This is a genomic window from Rhizobium johnstonii 3841, from assembly GCF_000009265.1.
GTDB classification, from domain to species: domain Bacteria; phylum Pseudomonadota; class Alphaproteobacteria; order Rhizobiales; family Rhizobiaceae; genus Rhizobium; species Rhizobium acaciae.
This window is the reverse complement of the sequence record NC_008380.1, coordinates 1777339-1794143: the sequence shown is the minus strand read 5'-3', so window position 1 is coordinate 1794143 and position 16805 is coordinate 1777339. Positions and strand designations below refer to the sequence as shown.

Sequence of the window (16805 nt, the reverse complement as noted above, 5' to 3'; positions counted from 1 at the left end):
CCTTTAGACGCCCTGCCCGGGCTTGACCGAAACCACCTCGACGGCGGTGGCGGGCGTGCGGGCAACCTGCCTGGGAATATTCTGCCGCTTGATGTTGGTGCGGTGTCTCAACGTCAACACGATCGCGCCGATCATGGCGACCAGGAGCACCAGACCGGCGATCTGGAAGAAATAGACGTAGTTGGTGTAGAGCACGTCGCCGAGGGCGGCCGTATTGGTGCGCTCGCTCAGCGCCGGGATCGGCATGGCGACAGTCTTGGCGATCTCAGGCGAGATGACGCTGCCTCCGATGACGACGATCAGTTCGGCTGCGAGGATCACCCCGATCAGCCCGCCGATCGGCGCATATTCGAGAACGCCGGCCCTCAGTTCGGTGAAATCGATATCGAGCATCATCACCACAAAGAGGAAGAGGACGGCGACGGCGCCGACATAGACGACAAGCAGGATCATCGCCAGGAATTCGGCACCGAGCAGCAGGAAGAGGCCGGCCGCATTGAAGAACACCAGGATCAGGAAGAGAACCGAGTGAACCGGGTTCTTCGCCCAGATGACCATGAACGCCGACGCCACCGCGACAAAGGCGAAAAGATAGAAAAATAGAGCCTGCAGACCCATGTTGGTGCCTTTTTCATCTTCCCCCGGGCAGCCGGGAGTTTCCCTGCCCGATGGCGCTTTCGCTGGCGCTAACCGGCAAAGCTCCTGTGCATATTGACCGCGACAGGAGCAACTGCGCTCCACCGCGGCATTTCAAAATCTCAATCAGCGGTACGGCGAGTCGATCGCGATGTTGCGGGCGATTTCGCGCTCCCACCGGTCTCCGTTATCCAGAAGCCGTGCCTTGTCGAAATAGAGCTCTTCGCGGGTTTCCGTCGCAAATTCGAAATTCGGGCCTTCGACGATCGCGTCGACCGGGCAGGCTTCCTGGCAGAAGCCGCAATAGATGCACTTCACCATGTCGATGTCGTAGCGCACCGTACGGCGGGTGCCGTCATTGCGGCGCGGACCGGCCTCGATGGTGATCGCCTGGGCAGGACAGATCGCCTCGCAGAGCTTGCAGGCGATGCAGCGTTCTTCGCCGTTCGGATAACGGCGCAACGCATGCTCGCCGCGGAAACGCGGGGAAACCGGACCCTTTTCGAAGGGATAATTGATCGTCGCCTTCTGGCGGAAGAAATAGCGCATCGACAGAAAGAACGCGCCGACGAATTCCTTGAGAAACAGCGAGCTGATGGAGCCGGACAAGCTTGCCATCTTCAACCTCCAATTTTGCCGAAAACGAGAGCGGGCATGATCATGCCCAACCCATCAGTTTCAGCACGAATGCAACGATGACGACCATGGCGAGCGACAGCGGCAGGAAGACCTTCCAGCCGAGACGCATGAGCTGGTCGTAGCGGTAGCGCGGAACGAAGGCCTTGACCATCGCGAACATGAAGAACACGAAGCAGGCCTTCAGCGTGAACCAGATGATGCCTGGGACCCAGTTGAGGATCCAGATATCGACCGGGGGCAGCCAGCCGCCGAGGAAGAGGATCGTCGTCAGCGCGCACATCAGGCAGACGGCCGCATATTCGCCGAGCATGAACATCATGTATGGCGAGGAGCCGTATTCGACCATGAAGCCGGCGACGAGTTCCGATTCGGCTTCCGGAAGGTCGAAGGGCGGACGGTTCGTCTCGGCGAGCGCCGAAATGAAGAAGATGATGAACATCGGGAAGAGCGACAGCCAGTGCCAGTCGAGGAACGACGCTGGCAGGCCGAGCATGGTGCCGAGGCCGGTATGCTGCGCATTGACGATATCGGTCAGGTTCAGCGAGCCGACGCAGAGAAGCACGGTGACGATGACGAAGCCGATCGAGACTTCATAGGACACCATTTGCGCCGCCGAGCGTAGCGCGCCGAGGAACGGATACTTCGAGTTCGAAGCCCAGCCGCCCATGATGATGCCGTAAACCTCGAGCGAGGAGATCGCGAAAATATAGAGGATGCCGACATTGATGTTGGCGATCACCCATCCGTCGGCCAGCGGCACAACCGCCCAGGTGGACAGCGCCAGAAGCACCGTCACCAGCGGGGCAAGCAGGAACACCGCCTTGTTGGCGCCGGCTGGAATGATCGGCTCCTTGAAGACGAACTTCAGAAGGTCGGCGAAGGACTGGAACAGGCCGAAGGGACCGACGACGTTCGGGCCGCGGCGCAGCTGCACGGCCGCCCAGATCTTGCGGTCGGCGAGCAGCACATAGGCGATGAAGACGAGCAGGCAGACGAGAAGCAGCAGCGACTGACCGATCATGATGATCGCCGGCCAGACATAGGTCGAAAAGAAAGAATCCATAGTCCCCTGCCCTTACTCTGCCGCGACTTTGAAGTTGTTGCGGGCCAATGCCGAGCACTCCGCCATGACAGCCGAGGCACGCGCGATCGGGTTCGTCAAATAGAAGTCTTTCACCGGCGACGCAAACCCGGATTTGTTCATCTTGCCGGCTTTTTTCGCAACTGCGGCAATTTGGGCGCTATCGGTTTCGGCGATCTCGTCGATGGCGGCGAAATGCGGGAAAGCGGCATAGAGCCGGACACGCAATTCGCTGAGCGAATCGAAGGGAAGCTTTTTGCCGAGCACGTCGGAAAGGGCGCGGATGATCGCCCAGTCCTCGCGGGCGTCACCTGGCGCAAAGCCTGCGCGGTTGCCCATCTGGACGCGGCCTTCGGTGTTGACCCAGGTGCCGGACTTTTCGGTATAGGCTGCGGCCGGCAGGATGACGTCGGCATGGTGCGCGCCGTTATCGCCATGCGAGCCGATATAGACGGTGAGCTTGGCCTTCTTGGCGGTGAAGTCGAGTTCGTCTGCGCCGAGCAGGAAGAGCACGTCCATCGCCGTCAGCATCTCGGCGGCATTGACGCCCTTGGCGCCCGGCACGAAGCCGAGGTCAAGGCCGCCGACGCGCGAGGCCGCGGTATGGAGGACGGCAAAGCCGTTCCAGCCTTCGGCGACCGCGCCGACCGATCCGGCAAGCTTTGCAGCGCTGGCGAGAACGCCGGCGCCGTCGGTGCGCGAGAGCGCGCCCTGGCCGATGATGATCATCGGCTTGGCGGCATTCTTCAGCACGTCGGCGAAGGCGTGGGTACCGTCGACCAGATCCTTCAGCGTGTCCGGACCGCCGCCGAGGTAATCATAGCTGTAGCGCAGTTCGCCCGGCTCGCCGATCACGCCGATCGGGAACTTGCCGCGGCGCCAGCGCTTGCGGATGCGGGCGTTGAGGATGGCTGCTTCGAAGCGCGGATTGGCGCCGATGATCAACAGCGCGTCGGCCTGGTCGATGCCCGATATGGTCGGGTTGAAGAGGTAGCTTGCACGGCCGAGCGACGGATCGAGTGCCGCCCCATCCTGGCGACAGTCGAGATTGACCGACCCCAGCGACTTCACCAGTTCGGAGAGAGCATACATTTCCTCGACGGAAGCGAGGTCGCCTGATATCGCGCCGATCTTCTCGCCCGAGGTGGCGCCGACGGCGGCCTTGATGGCGCCGAAGGCTTCAGCCCAGGTGGCGGGCTGCAGGCGGCCGTCGCGGCGAACATAAGGCCGGTCGAGGCGCTGGGTCTTCAGGCCGTCCCAGATGAAGCGGCTCTTGTCGGAAATCCACTCCTCGTTGATCGCCTCATTGACGCGCGGCAGGATGCGCATGACCTCACGGCCACGGGTGTCGACGCGGATCGCCGAACCGACGGCATCCATGACGTCGATCGATTCGGTCTTGTTCAGCTCCCAGGGGCGCGCGGTGAAGGCGAAGGGCTTCGAGGTGAGCGCGCCGACCGGGCAAAGGTCGACGACGTTGCCCTGCAGCTCGGAGGTCATCGCCTGTTCGAGATAGGTGGTGATCTCGGCATCCTCGCCGCGGCCGATCAGGCCGAGTTCGGAAATGCCGGCGACCTCGGTGGTGAAGCGGACGCAGCGCGTGCAGTGGATGCAGCGGTTCATCACCGTCTTGACCAGCGGCCCGATATACTTGTCCTCGACGGCGCGCTTGTCTTCCTGATAGCGCGAAGTGTCGATGCCGAAGGCCATCGCCTGGTCCTGCAGGTCGCATTCGCCGCCCTGGTCGCAGATCGGGCAATCGAGCGGATGGTTGATCAGCAGGAATTCCATCACACCTTCGCGGGCCTTCTTGACCATCGGGGTGTTGGTGAAGACCTCAGGCAGTTCGCCGTTCGGGCCGCCGCGGATATCGCGCACGCTCATGGCGCAGGAAGCCTGCGGCTTCGGCGGGCCGCCCTTCACCTCGACAAGGCACATGCGGCAATTGCCGGCAACCGACAGGCGCTCATGGAAGCAGAAGCGCGGAACCTCGGCACCGGCATCCTCACACGCCTGCAATAGCGTGAAATGATCCGGAACTTCGATCTCGTTGCCGTCAATCCTCAGTTTTGCCATCGTCGCTCAGTCCTGTTTCCCGTTTGCCTGATGATGGCAAACAAACCTATTTTTGCAGCACTCTCATTGCCAAGCCGGATCTTTCGTCCTGCCGACATCTGATGTCGCCCAAATTCTCTGTCGCGCGTTCCAGATCCGGAACCCGCACCGGCATCTTGAGGCCCCCGCCCATCCGCCGATCTGCCCATCTTCCCGGCCGATTGACACGGCCGGACAGTTCATTTCTTTCCGCGGCCCCGCCCTGCCAGAACTTTCGCCTGACCGGCCCAGTCGTCACGGCCGATGCGGCCGTTAAAGCCGAGCTCGGCGTCGAACCGGGCGATCTCCTCGTCGGTCCAGGCGGCGATCTCGGCGAAGCTGCGAATGCCCTTGGCGTTCAGCACCTGCTCCAGCTTCGGGCCGATGCCGGCGATCAGCTTGAGATCATCGGTCTTCCCCCGCGCAACCGGTTTTGCCTTCACGGCCGGCTTTGGCTGGCTGGCCTTCGCTTGGCTGGCTGGCTTCGCTTGGGTGACTGGCTTCGCTGGGCTGGCTGGCGTCGGCTCGCTGACCGGCTTGACGACAGTCAGTCTCGGTCCTGCCTTCTGCTCGGCCGGCGGCTTGGTGAACGCCTTCACGACCGGGCGAATATTCTGCTGCCGGATATCGACATCGGGCTTCAGTTCGTCCGGCGGCGTGTCATCGAGGGCGGCCGCGACCTTGCCGGTCGTTTCCAGGGCGCTCTGGAACGCCCCGAAGAAGGCGCCGGCCATCTGGGTCGAGAAACCGAAGCCGATCGCCGTTGCGGCGGCAAAGGCTGCAGCGGGATGCGCCATCAGCGGATGCACCGGCATCGCCCGTGCATTTTCCAGCATCTCGGCGGCAAGACGGCCGAACCCGGCCGCGAAATCGGCGACTTCTTCGTTTTTCCTACCCTTGGATGCATTGTCCGCCATGATTATTCAGCCGCCTCCAGAACCGCGCCGTGATCAAGCGCGCTCGCCGTATACTGGTCGATGCGCTTTTCGATCTCGGGACGGAAGTTACGGATCAGACCCTGCACCGGCCATGCGGCGGCGTCGCCGAGCGCGCAGATGGTGTGGCCTTCGATCTGCTTCGTCACCTGGAACAGCATGTCGATTTCGCGCTTCTGGGCATTGCCCTTGGCCATGCGCTCCATCACGCGCCACATCCAGCCCGTGCCTTCGCGGCAGGGCGTGCACTGGCCGCAGCTCTCGTGCTTGAAGAAGGCGGAGATGCGGGCGATCGCCTTGATGACGTCGGTGGACTTGTCCATGACGATCGCGGCGGCTGTACCGAAGGAAGAGCCGACGCCGCGCAGGCCGTCGAAATCCATCGGGCAATCGATAATGTCCTTGGCCGGAACGATCGGGCAGGATGCCCCGCCCGGAATGACGGCAAGCAGGTTGTCCCAGCCGCCGCGGATGCCGCCGGCATGGCGGTCGACCAGTTCGCGGAAAGTGATGCCCATTTCTTCTTCGACGGTGCACGGCTTGTTGACGTGGCCGGAGAGCATGAACAGCTTGGTGCCGACATTGTTCGGACGGCCGATGGCCGAGAACCAGCCGGCGCCGCGGCGCAGGATCGTCGGCGCGACAGCGATCGATTCGACGTTGTTGACCGTCGTCGGGCAGCCGTAGAGGCCCATATTGGCCGGGAACGGCGGCTTCAGACGCGGCTGACCCTTCTTGCCTTCGAGGCTTTCGAGCAGCGCGGTTTCTTCGCCGCAGATATAGGCGCCGGCGCCGTGATGGACGAAGATATCCATGTCCCAGCCGAGCTTGTTGTTCTTGCCGAGCAGGCCATAATCATAGCATTCGTCGATCGCCGCCTGTAGCGCCTCACGCTCGCGGATATATTCGCCGCGCACGTAGATGTAGGCCGCATTGGCGCCCATGGCGAAGCTCGCGATGACACAGCCTTCGATCAGCGTATGCGGATCGTGACGCATGATGTCGCGGTCCTTGCAGGTGCCGGGCTCGGATTCGTCGGCGTTGACGACGAGGTAGTGCGGCCGACCGTCGCTTTCCTTCGGCATGAAGGACCATTTGAGGCCTGTGGGGAAACCGGCGCCGCCGCGGCCGCGAAGGCCCGACGCCTTCATCTCGTTGATGATCCAGTCGCGGCCCTTTTCGAGGATCTGCTTGGTGCCGTCCCAATGGCCGCGGCTCATCGCGCCCTTCAGGGATTTGTCCTTGAGGCCGTAGATGTTGGTAAAGATGCGGTCTTTATCTTGTAACATGCTTCACCTCTTACCGCGGCTTCTTGCCGAAGACCTTGATATATTCCGCTTCCCCGCCCTTGGCGAGCGCCTTGGCCTGCTTGACCCAGTCATCGCGCTCGATGCGGCCGCGGAAGTTCAGGTAGCCATCGACCCATTCGCGTTCGGCCTTCTTCCAGCCTGCAACCTGCGCGAAGGTGAAGATGCCGATTTCGTTCAACGTCGCCTCGATCTTCGGACCGACACCCGAGATCATCTTCAGATCGTCCGGGGCAGCGGGCTTTTCCACACCGGCCGGCCGGTTCTTGTCAGTCAGGGCAGGCTTTGCCGCCGGGGCAGCCTCGGCCTTGACGGCAGCTTTCGGCGCCGGTTCGGCGGCTGCAGTGCCTGATATCGGCTGCTGCTCGGCAGCCTTTGCGTTTTTTGCAGCCGCCTTCGGTGCCGTTGCCGGCGTCTTCAGAGCAGCATTGGTCTCGGCATCGGTGCTCTTAGGGCGGGCAGCCTCGGAGGGCGGAACCGGCGCGGCGTCGACCGGGGCCGACACGGTTTCGGCATCGGCCTTCTTGGCGCGCGCCCTCACCTTCGGCTCTTCGGTCGTCAAAGAGGTCGGGCCACCTTCAGGCGCCGAAAACACCCGGTCGATCTGGGTGCCGGGCTTGATGCTGGCGCCATTGCCGGCGGCAAAGACGTCGATGATCTCTTCGAGACGCTCAGGCGTCAGGTCTTCATAGGTGTCCTTGCCGATCATCACCATCGGCGCATTGACGCAGGCCCCGAGACATTCGACCTCTTCCCAGGACAGCGTGCCTTCGGCATTGCGCTCGAAGGCATGGGCATGGATCTTGCTCTTGCAGACCGACATCAGCGCTTCCGAGCCGCGCAGCATGCAAGGCGTCGTGCCGCAGACCTGAACATGGGCGCGGGTGCCCACAGGATGCAGCTGGAACTGCGTATAGAAGGTCGCGACCTCAAGCACGCGGATATAGGCCATATCCAGCATGTCGGCGATCTTTTCGATCGCCGCGCGCGTGACCCAGCCATCCTGCTCCTGCGCCCGCATCAACAGCGGGATGACCGCCGATTGCTGGCGGCCGGCGGGGTATTTCTGGATCGTCTTGTCCGCCCAGACCGCATTGTCATCGCTGAAGGCGAATGCGGCAGGCTGGAATTGATCTTCGGCTAATCGACGAACGGACATTCTTCCTCACGCCTTGTCAGTTTAGGGTTCCACACCGCGAAGCGGTCAAAGACTGCATTTCGCAGGCATAGGCCGACTGGTCTTTTTGCATAAACACTACGAATTTGCTGCCGTTCGGAATGGCAGCCTTGATCTGATAGCCCTTGGACAAAAGCTCGCCCATGGACGATTGCTGCGCCGGCGGCGTCTCTTCCTTGTGGCCCAGCGGCGTGCCGAGACTATCGGACTCCTGAGCCGAAACCCCGGATGCCGAAAGAAGGATTGCGACGGCCAGCGGCAGAAGCTGCATCAGCGGTCCACCTCGCCGAAGACGATGTCGAGCGAGCCGAGGACGGCCGCGACGTCGGCAAGCTGGTGGCCGCGGCACATGAAGTCCATCGCCTGCAGATGGGCGTAACCCGGAGCACGGATCTTGCAGCGATAGGGCTTGTTGGTGCCGTCGGAGACGAGATAGACGCCGAACTCGCCTTTCGGCGCTTCGACAGCAGCATAAACCTCGCCAGCCGGCACGTGATAGCCTTCGGTATAGAGTTTGAAGTGGTGGATCAGCGCTTCCATCGAGCGCTTCATCTCGCCGCGCTTCGGCGGCACGACCTTGCCGTCGATCGACGAGAAAGGACCGGTCTTGGCATCCGAGAGCAGGCGGTTGACGCATTGCTTCATGATACGGACCGACTCGCGCATCTCGATCATGCGGATCAGATAGCGGTCGTAGTTGTCGCCATTCTTGCCGATCGGGATGTCGAATTCGAGATCGGAATAACATTCATAGGGCTGGGCGCGACGCAGATCCCAGGCCGCACCCGAACCGCGCACCATGACGCCGGAAAAGCCCCAAGCCCAGCATTCGTCCAGCGAGACGACGCCGATATCGACGTTGCGCTGCTTGAAGATGCGGTTGCCGGTCAACAGGTTGTCGATGTCGTCGAGCGCCTTCAGGAACGGGTCGCACCAAGCGCCGATATCCTGCACGAGCTGTTCGGGCAGGTCCTGGTGGACGCCACCCGGACGGAAATAGGCGGCGTGCATGCGTGAGCCGCTGGCACGCTCATAGAACACCATCAGCTTTTCGCGCTCTTCGAAGCCCCAGAGCGGCGGCGTCAGCGCGCCGACGTCCATGGCCTGTGTCGTGACGTTCAGGAGGTGCGACAGGATGCGGCCAATTTCCGAATAGAGAACGCGGATCAGCTGACCGCGAATCGGGATCTCGATGCCGAGCAGCTTTTCGACGGCCATCGCATAGGCATGTTCCTGGTTCATCGGCGCGACGTAATCGAGGCGATCGAAATAGGGCACGGCCTGAAGATAGGTCTTGGTCTCGATCAGCTTCTCGGTGCCGCGATGCAAAAGGCCGATATGCGGATCGACACGCTCCACAATTTCGCCGTCAAGCTCCAGGACAAGACGAAGAACGCCGTGCGCCGCCGGATGCTGCGGTCCGAAATTGATGTTGAAGTTGCGGACGTTATGTTCGGTCATTTGCAACGCGCTCCGCTATTGCAGGCATAAGCCAGTGGGCAATAGGCAATAGTGTAGTTTTTAGATCCTACTGCTTCGCCTTCTCATCGCCCGGCAGCACATATTCCGTGCCTTCCCAGGGAGACATGAAGTCGAAATTGCGGAATTCCTGTTTCAGTTCCACTGGCTCGTAGACGACGCGCTTCGCAGCATCGTCATAGCGAACCTCGACGAAACCGGTGGTCGGGAAGTCCTTGCGCAGCGGATGGCCTTCGAAACCGTAGTCGGTCAGGATGCGGCGCAGGTCCGGATGGCCGGTGAAGAGCACACCATACATGTCCCAGGTCTCGCGCTCGAACCAGTCGGCGCCGGGATAGACCGGGCAGGCCGACGGAACCGGCGTATCTTCATCCGTTGCGACCTTGACGCGGATGCGCAGGTTCTTCTTCGGCGACAGCAGGTGGTAGACGACGTCGAAACGCAGCTCGCGCTGCGGCCAGTCGACTCCGCAAATATCGATCAGGTTGACGAAACCGCATTTGGCATCGTCGCGCAGGAAGGTCAGCAGTGCGACCAGGTTTTCACCCGTCGTCGTCAGCGTCAGTTCGCCATACTTCATCTGCGATGCGGCGATCAGGTTGCCGCGCGCTTCGCCAAGGTAGGACGCAAGCTCAGTCAGGGCTTCACTCATATGCCTTGTCCTTAACCCTTAGCGTTCGATCGTGCCGGTACGCCGGATCTTCTTCTGCAGCAGAAGCACGCCATAAAGCAGCGCCTCTGCCGTGGGGGGACAGCCCGGCACGTAGATGTCGATCGGCACGATGCGGTCACAGCCGCGCACCACCGAATAGGAATAGTGATAATAGCCGCCGCCATTGGCGCAGGAGCCCATCGAGATGACGTAGCGCGGCTCGGGCATCTGGTCGTAGACCTTGCGCAGAGCGGGCGCCATCTTGTTGGTCAGCGTGCCGGCGACGATCATCACGTCGGACTGGCGCGGCGAGGCGCGTGGCGCAAAGCCGAAGCGCTCGACGTCATAACGCGGCATCGACAGCTGCATCATTTCGACAGCGCAGCAGGCAAGACCGAAGGTCATCCACATCAACGAGCCGGTGCGGGCCCAGTTGATCAGCTCATCGGTCGAGGTGACGAGGAAACCCTTGTCGGCAAGCTCATTGTTGATCTCGCCGAAAAACGGGTCGTTGCTGCCGATCGGCTTGCCGGTCGAGGGATCGATAATCCCCTTCGGCTGCTGGGCAACAAGCGGCTGATTGCTCACAGGGGCTACTCCCATTCCAGGGCTCCCTTCTTCCATTCATAGATAAAGCCGATGGTCAGCACGAGAAGGAAGACCATCATGGACCAGAAGCCGAACCAGCCGATGGCGCCGAAAGACACGGCCCAGGGAAAGAGGAAGGCGACTTCGAGGTCGAAGATGATGAAGAGAATCGACACGAGGTAAAAGCGGATGTCGAACTTCATGCGGGCGTCGTCGAAAGCGTTGAAGCCGCATTCGTAAGCCGAGAGCTTTTCCGAATCAGGCGCTTTGAAAGCCACGGCGAACGGCGCGATGAGCAGCGCCAGGCCGATGACGAGCGCAATAGCAATGAAGATAGCGATCGGAATATAAGAACTGAGCAGTTCAGTCATCATGTTCATCCCTGCTTGCCGGAGACGCCAGGCGGCGCATTTGGGCAAATGCCCGGCAAGCGAACGTGCGTTGCAACAAGCCGTGGTTAGCGCAGCCGAGGCCCCGGCGCAAGACTTTTACAGAGGCAATTCGACGCGTGTCGCGCGGACATTATCAAGCAGATGCAACGATGTCGCGACAAATCCGTGCAAGCCGTTTGAACCTGCATGCCTGACCACTGGAAACTGCATGGCTTTCGGAAGAAATGGCGCGAGTGACGGGGCTCGAACCCGCGACCTCCGGCGTGACAGGCCGGCACTCTAACCGACTGAGCTACACCCGCGCATTGATCGGCCATTTTGCGGCCGCGAGGATAAAGAGAACCGGACAAACGACAAATCGCATTTGCGTTTTACAAGACTTGAAATGGCGCGAGTGACGGGGCTCGAACCCGCGACCTCCGGCGTGACAGGCCGGCACTCTAACCAACTGAGCTACACCCGCAATTCATTTCAAGCAGTCCGGATGCCTTCGCACCCTCTCCAAAACGGCTGCCCGTTTCGATGAGCGGCTAACTACGGGGTTCGCCTTTTAGTGTCAAGCAGGTTTGGAGACAAAACCATGACAGTCTGCGAATTGTTTCGGTGGGTTGGATGCCAGACGAACAAAAGCCGGCACTTCCGTCTTCCGCAGCGATGCTCAGCCGCAGACGCAACGCCTTCGAAACGGGGATGCTCGCCGCCCTCCCCTCACTTTTCCACAGCCGAGCCGAGCCTAAGCGGCATTGCAAGACACGGGACCACCACCAAAAAAATCAAAAAATCTTCACAAACACTCTTGCGGTTTTGCCGCGATCCGCATAAATCACGGCCACCAACGCGGCAGGCCGATCCGGCTTCGTTTGCGATGGGCGATTAGCTCAGTTGGTAGAGCGCCTCGTTTACACCGAGGATGTCGGCGGTTCGAGTCCGTCATCGCCCACCATTTCCAAAGTTTCCCGCTGCTTGTTCATCAGAGTTAGACTCCCGAATTAGCTCGCTAATCCGGTCACGATCTGCGCAAGGTGTTTTATCAGGAGACACCTCATGAAAACCGTTGCTATCATCTCTACGCTGCTTCTCGCCAGCGTGGCTGCGCCGCCGTGCATTGCCAGAGAGCCGGCACTAGAGGTGTTCCTGTCTGCCGGGGATCAGACGATCACGACATCGGGAGAAACTCCAGCGCGTGAAACCAGCACCTATCTGCTCAGAATGCCGTCAGATCTGCCGATTAATTTTTCGGTCGATGCAGACAATTCAGCCTGCAGCCTGGAAATCAAGAAAACCAGCCAGCGCGGCGTCTTAAGCACAATCAGCCGATTCCCTGCTTCTTTCAGAGACAGCGGTCAAAGCGGCGATGAATATACGTTTTCGTTTTTCCAGAACCGCGTTTCGTTTATGAGCGGCGCCCGATGCGCCTTCTCATTTTCTCTGACGCAGATGTGACATCGTGATCGCTATGCGTCGCCTCTTACGAGGCCCTCGCGACAGGTTGGCTCCCACACGGGCATCTAATTTAGATCTGCAGAGACTGTCGACCACGAATTCGAGGCAGCGTTCGGCAACACGTTCCAGCGCAGCAAGGCGTCACGCCGGCAGGTTCAGATGCGGCCCGCCGCCTGAAAGCCAGCGCTCCACCAAAACGGACTACTCCCGGCCGCAGCGCCACCTCCCATTGGGCGAATGGATAGGGGCCGGCGAAAGTGGGAGTATTCGTCGCCCGGAATGTCTCCGCGCTTGAAGGTTCATCACGCCTGGAGGTGTGCCATGAGGACCCTGCGCTCCGTATTGATGTTGTGCATCGCGATTGCCCTTGGCGCGCCAAGTGCCACATACGTCACCCTGCCCGGATATGCATTCAAGACGAATCCGAAATGTCAGCGCCACGAACCAAAGATGAAATTCGACAAAAGATGTGATTGGCCGAGAGTGGGCTTCAAGGACTTTACGCCCCCGCTGGTGACCGTGCTTGGGATCTGAAGATCCTGCTCAGCTTCGCAAATCATTGCAGTCCAGACTCGCTTGGTAGCCTGAGGGCTTCTATGGCTCTGTCACTGAGACAGAGTCTCAGATCGTGGCCACATGCCTTTGCCGGGAACTCCCCACCAAACTCTATACAGCACTTCGGAATCCCGAAATTGGTTGCGGGATTGAAATCATTGCATGTTTTTTCCTATCGACGCCTCGCAAAACGCGACGGATTTCGGAATCCCGAAGCGGCGAATTTCGGGATTCCGAAGCGGCGTTTTTCCCGCGCCTCTGTGGACGGCGCCTGATGCACTTTCTCGTTTTCTCCGAGTCAGATGTGAGAGTCCGATCGGGATAATGAGCATCCCTCTTTCTGGTGGGGCTCATCCCCTACCATTCATCCCTTCGACAGTTCTTTATCCACCGCCGAAACCAGCCGCGAATCGTCGGCCGTCACATCCGGCGCGAATCGGGCGGCGACTTTGCCGTCACGGCCGATCAGGAATTTTTCGAAGTTCCAGAGGATGTCGTCCTCATCGCCGCCAGTCATCCCGTGGGATTTCAGGCGTTCGCGCATCGGGCCGTCACCCGTCGTCTTCACACCCGCCTTGGTCAGCTGCCGGTAAAGCGGATGCTGGGCCTCGCCCCTGACCGAGATCTTCGAGAAGATCGGGAAGGTAACGTCATAGGTGCTGGTGCAGAAATCGAGGATCTCGGCGTCGGTGCCGGGCTCCTGACCCTTGAAGTCGTTGGCGGGAAAGGCGGCGATGACGAAGCCGCGCTCGCGCTTTTCCCCATAGAGCTTTTCCAATCCCTCATATTGGACGGTCAGCCCACATTTCGAGGCGACATTGACGACCAGGAGCACCCTGCCCTTGTATTCGTTGAGCGTGGTCTCACGACCATCCACTGTTTTGACCGGGATATCCAGCACATTGCCCGTCACGGGAACCTCCAGTTTCGTAAGGATATGTTTCGTTCAAGCTTAGCGATATCGCCGCCATTGTCATCGGCGTCGGGATCAACTTGGCTTCCACAGGACGCCAGTGCGGCTTCTGGCCGCACCGGGCCTCAGCACCTCAGGCGGGAGACGTTTCCTTCACGTCGTCGAGCAGGAAGTGCACGACGAGATAATCCGTCTTGTAATGGCGGCCACTGTCCGACACGGAATCGACGCTGCCGCCGTCCTTCGGGTGCCAGGGATGATAGTGGGGGTTGGTGGTGATCAGCGTGATGGCCTTGCCATCTCTTTCGCCAAGCCGGAAGCGCATCTCCGCGAGCGGCCAGATCCGCTCGTAATCCTGCATGGTGATTCGCGCCTTCAGCGCCTTGCGTTGCAGCGGCGCTTCGCCGGCCTCGGCTGGTGTTTCCAACATCACCTCCTCAGCTCCGCTGATGATGGCGTTGAATTCTTCAGGCCACATGCGTCTCATGAAATCGCTCCTCCCGAGGCTTTTTCGTCAGTTCACAGATGGAACTTAGCGGTTTGTTCGAAAGAAGCAAATTCCTGTCATGCGGTTGTCATCGGTGCCGGCTGCTCCTACCTTCCCGTCAAACCGCATCAGGGCCGTCAGTCGCCCGCAATCCCGAGATCAAAGATGAAGACACGTGAAGAAAGGCAGGCGCTCCGGGCGAGCATGCCGCGCACGCCGCTCAGCGCCCATCATATGGAAAACGCCCGCCTGCTGCCGGATCGCGGCGAATTGCTCTACCGGATCCCGAACGGCGGCATCGGCGTCGAGGTCGGGGCAGCCTTCGGCGAATATACGGCGGAGATCCTGGAAAAGAACCGCCCGGCGCAGCTCTACCTCATCGATCCCTGGTCGATGGACCGCTACAGCTCCGGGCTCGACTCCATCCACACGAATTTCGCGGCCGAGATCGAGGCCGGCCGGCTGCACCTGATGCAGGGCACATCGCTCGAGAAGCTTGCCGAATTCGAGGACGATTTCCTCGACTGGGCCTATATCGATACCGATCATTCCTTCGAGCTCACCTGGCAAGAACTCCTGCTCTGCGAAAAGAAGGTGAAGCGGACCGGGCGCATTGCCGGGCATGATTTCTGCACCGGCAATACGGTCAAGCCGATCGTCTATGGTGTCGTCGAGGCGGTTACCAAATTCTGCAAGGATTATGGCTGGCAATTCGAGTTCCTGACGGTCGAATCGCACGCGCATTTTTCCTATTGCCTGAAGCGGCTCTGATCAGTCTAAAGCGCGGCGCGATCTTTCAGATTCGCTTCACGCGCTTTAGGTCTTTGGTCTTGCGCATGTCTTAACCGCAAAACCGCTGCACACTTTTGCGTGACATGCTTTACGCTTGGCCGGAATATTGCGCGTCGCTGACCTTTTCCATCCAGTCGACGTGGTTGCCGTCCAGCGCCTCATGAATGGCGATGTGCGTCATCGCCGTATCCGGGGCAGCACCGTGCCAATGTTTTTCGCCCGGCGCGAACCAGACGGTATCGCCGGGACGAATCTCACGGATGTCCCCACCCCAGCTCTGGGCGAGACCCTTGCCTGATGTCACGATCAGCGTCTGGCCGAGCGGATGCGTATGCCAGGCGGTGCGGGCGCCGGGTTCGAAGGTGACGGAGACCGCCCTCGCCCGTGCCGGCGCCGGTGTTTCCATCAGAGGATCCTGGCGAACGGCGCCGGTGAAATAGTCGGCCGGAGGCTTCGTCGAGGGGCGAGAGCCGGCGGGTTTGATCTCCATGATCTTTCCTTTTCCATCCATGCGGTTGAAGCCTTGTAGCAGAACGATATTTCATCGGAGCGACCAATCAAAGCTGGATCGGCAATTGCCGCGGACTCACCCGACTGATAATTCCAACACCTTTCATCACCTACGGAGGATTTTTCATGAAACACCATGCTTTTGGCCGCATGCCCTTCACCGTCACCAATGTCGGCTTCGGCGCCTGGCAGATCGGCGGCTCCTGGGGCGATATCAGCGAGGCCGACGGACGCGCGGCGCTCAATGCCGCGCTCGATGCCGGCATGACATTCATCGATACCGCGGATGTCTATGGCGACGGCCGCTCTGAAAAGATCATTGCCGACGTGCTGAAGACGCGCGGCGGCGAACGGCCGATGGTCGCCACCAAGGTCGGCCGCCGCCTCAACCCGCATGTCGCCGAAGGCTACACAAAGGCTAATCTCGAAGGCTTTATCGACCGCAGCCTGACGAATCTTGCCGTTGACAGCCTCGACCTCGTGCAACTCCACTGCCCGCCGCGCGACGCGCTTTACCAGCCTGAGATCTTCGAGGGCCTGAACGCGCTGCAGAAGGCCGGCAAGATCAAGGGTTACGGCGTCAGCGTCGAAAAGGTCGAGGACGGGCTGAAGGCGATCGAATATCCCGGCGTCGTCAGCATCCAGATCATCTATAACATCTTCCGCCAGCGCCCCGACCATCTGTTCGTCCAGGAAGCGCGCCGCAGGAATGTGGCGATCATCGCCCGCGTGCCGCTCGCCAGCGGTCTTCTCTCCGGCAAGATCACCCGGGACACACATTTTGCCAGCGACGACCACCGCAATTTCAACCGCAACGGCGAAGCCTTCGATGTCGGCGAGACCTTTGCTGGCGTTCCCTTCGAGGTCGGCCTGCAGGCAGTAGAAGAGGTGCGCAAGCTGGTGCCCGAGGGCGCCAGCATGGCTGCCTTCGCGCTCCGCTGGATCCTGATGAGCGACGCTGTCACCGTCGTCATCCCCGGCGCCCGCAATGCCGAGCAGGCCAGGGCCAACGCGGCTGCCGCCAACCTTGCGCCGCTGTCGACCGATGTCATGGCGGCAACGCGCGAGATCTACGAGCGGCTGATCGCGCCGCATGTGCATCAGCGCTGGTAGGCCATCGACATT

The 16805-nt window shown here is 60.7% G+C and carries 19 protein-coding genes and 3 tRNA genes; 5 read left to right on the top strand and 17 right to left on the bottom strand.

Annotated features, from left to right (window positions below):
- Positions 1-3: 3 nt before the first annotated feature.
- From RL_RS08895 to RL_RS08830, 14 genes are all read right to left on the bottom strand, one after another.
- The gene (locus tag RL_RS08895) at positions 4-618 is read right to left on the bottom strand and encodes an NADH-quinone oxidoreductase subunit J (protein WP_011651373.1); all 615 of its coding nucleotides are present in this window, start codon (positions 616-618) and stop codon (positions 4-6) included.
- 144 nt (positions 619-762) lie between these two features.
- The gene (gene nuoI / locus RL_RS08890) at positions 763-1254 is read right to left on the bottom strand and encodes an NADH-quinone oxidoreductase subunit NuoI (protein WP_003547385.1); all 492 of its coding nucleotides are present in this window, start codon (positions 1252-1254) and stop codon (positions 763-765) included.
- Positions 1255-1294: 40 nt separating this feature from the next.
- A complete protein-coding gene (gene nuoH, locus RL_RS08885; RefSeq protein ID WP_003547383.1) occupies positions 1295-2338 on the bottom strand; it encodes an NADH-quinone oxidoreductase subunit NuoH in 1044 nt (347 codons plus the stop codon).
- A 12-nt stretch (positions 2339-2350) separates the two neighbouring features.
- Positions 2351-4432 (bottom strand): NADH-quinone oxidoreductase subunit NuoG, encoded by a 2082-nt coding sequence (nuoG, locus tag RL_RS08880; protein ID WP_011651372.1) that lies wholly within the window; start codon positions 4430-4432, stop codon positions 2351-2353.
- Between the two features lie 218 nt (positions 4433-4650).
- Positions 4651-5367 (bottom strand): NADH-ubiquinone oxidoreductase, encoded by a 717-nt coding sequence (locus RL_RS08875; protein ID WP_041936251.1) that lies wholly within the window; start codon positions 5365-5367, stop codon positions 4651-4653.
- Between the two features lie 2 nt (positions 5368-5369).
- Positions 5370-6674, bottom strand: coding sequence for an NADH-quinone oxidoreductase subunit NuoF (gene nuoF / locus RL_RS08870; protein WP_003547378.1), 1305 nt, complete (start codon positions 6672-6674; stop codon positions 5370-5372).
- A gap of 10 nt (positions 6675-6684) precedes the next feature.
- Positions 6685-7851 (bottom strand): NADH-quinone oxidoreductase subunit E, encoded by a 1167-nt coding sequence (locus tag RL_RS08865; RefSeq protein ID WP_011651370.1) that lies wholly within the window; start codon positions 7849-7851, stop codon positions 6685-6687.
- Positions 7852-7867: 16 nt separating this feature from the next.
- Positions 7868-8140 carry a hypothetical protein gene (locus RL_RS08860; RefSeq protein WP_025394095.1) on the bottom strand — a complete coding sequence of 91 codons (273 nt, stop codon included), beginning with the start codon at positions 8138-8140 and terminating at the stop codon, positions 7868-7870.
- The gene (locus RL_RS08855) at positions 8140-9330 is read right to left on the bottom strand and encodes an NADH-quinone oxidoreductase subunit D (protein WP_011651369.1); all 1191 of its coding nucleotides are present in this window, start codon (positions 9328-9330) and stop codon (positions 8140-8142) included. Before RL_RS08855 ends, RL_RS08860 begins: the two co-directional genes overlap by 1 nt.
- Positions 9331-9397: 67 nt before the next feature.
- Entirely contained in the window at positions 9398-10000 is a 603-nt protein-coding gene (locus tag RL_RS08850) for an NADH-quinone oxidoreductase subunit C (RefSeq protein ID WP_003558447.1), read from the bottom strand.
- 18 nt (positions 10001-10018) lie between these two features.
- Positions 10019-10603, bottom strand: coding sequence for a NuoB/complex I 20 kDa subunit family protein (locus RL_RS08845; protein WP_003547368.1), 585 nt, complete (start codon positions 10601-10603; stop codon positions 10019-10021).
- Entirely contained in the window at positions 10594-10959 is a 366-nt protein-coding gene (locus tag RL_RS08840) for an NADH-quinone oxidoreductase subunit A (RefSeq protein ID WP_010055493.1), read from the bottom strand. Before RL_RS08840 ends, RL_RS08845 begins: the two co-directional genes overlap by 10 nt.
- Before the next feature lie 246 nt (positions 10960-11205).
- Positions 11206-11282 (bottom strand) — tRNA-Asp (locus tag RL_RS08835).
- Between the two features lie 84 nt (positions 11283-11366).
- Positions 11367-11443, bottom strand: a tRNA-Asp gene (locus RL_RS08830).
- 404 nt (positions 11444-11847) lie between these two features.
- Here RL_RS08830 and RL_RS08825 point away from each other — a divergent pair.
- The 3 genes from RL_RS08825 to RL_RS08815 all read left to right on the top strand — a co-directional run bounded on the left by RL_RS08825 (position 11848) and on the right by RL_RS08815 (position 12957).
- A tRNA-Val gene (locus RL_RS08825) sits at positions 11848-11923 on the top strand.
- A gap of 101 nt (positions 11924-12024) precedes the next feature.
- Positions 12025-12423, top strand: coding sequence for a hypothetical protein (locus RL_RS08820; RefSeq protein ID WP_028741390.1), 399 nt, complete (start codon positions 12025-12027; stop codon positions 12421-12423).
- Between the two features lie 321 nt (positions 12424-12744).
- A complete protein-coding gene (locus RL_RS08815; protein WP_028741391.1) occupies positions 12745-12957 on the top strand; it encodes a hypothetical protein in 213 nt (70 codons plus the stop codon).
- 385 nt (positions 12958-13342) lie between these two features.
- Here the strand turns inward: RL_RS08815 and RL_RS08810 are convergent, their stop codons facing one another.
- Together RL_RS08810 and RL_RS08805 are read right to left on the bottom strand one after the other, a co-directional pair.
- Positions 13343-13891 carry a glutathione peroxidase gene (locus RL_RS08810; RefSeq protein ID WP_011651367.1) on the bottom strand — a complete coding sequence of 183 codons (549 nt, stop codon included), beginning with the start codon at positions 13889-13891 and terminating at the stop codon, positions 13343-13345.
- A 133-nt stretch (positions 13892-14024) separates the two neighbouring features.
- Positions 14025-14378, bottom strand: coding sequence for a hypothetical protein (locus tag RL_RS08805; RefSeq protein WP_003547358.1), 354 nt, complete (start codon positions 14376-14378; stop codon positions 14025-14027).
- 165 nt (positions 14379-14543) lie between these two features.
- Here RL_RS08805 and RL_RS08800 point away from each other — a divergent pair, with 165 nt between their 5' ends.
- Positions 14544-15149, top strand: coding sequence for a class I SAM-dependent methyltransferase (locus RL_RS08800; protein WP_011651366.1), 606 nt, complete (start codon positions 14544-14546; stop codon positions 15147-15149).
- Between the two features lie 109 nt (positions 15150-15258).
- Here the strand turns inward: RL_RS08800 and RL_RS08795 are convergent, their stop codons facing one another.
- Positions 15259-15660: a (R)-mandelonitrile lyase gene (locus RL_RS08795; RefSeq protein ID WP_011651365.1), complete on the bottom strand. Its 402-nt coding sequence runs from the start codon at positions 15658-15660 to the stop codon at positions 15259-15261.
- A gap of 146 nt (positions 15661-15806) precedes the next feature.
- Here RL_RS08795 and RL_RS08790 point away from each other — a divergent pair, with 146 nt between their 5' ends.
- On the top strand, positions 15807-16793 hold the full coding sequence (locus tag RL_RS08790; RefSeq protein WP_011651364.1) for an aldo/keto reductase: 987 nt from the start codon (positions 15807-15809) through the stop codon (positions 16791-16793).
- Positions 16794-16805: the final 12 nt, after the last annotated feature.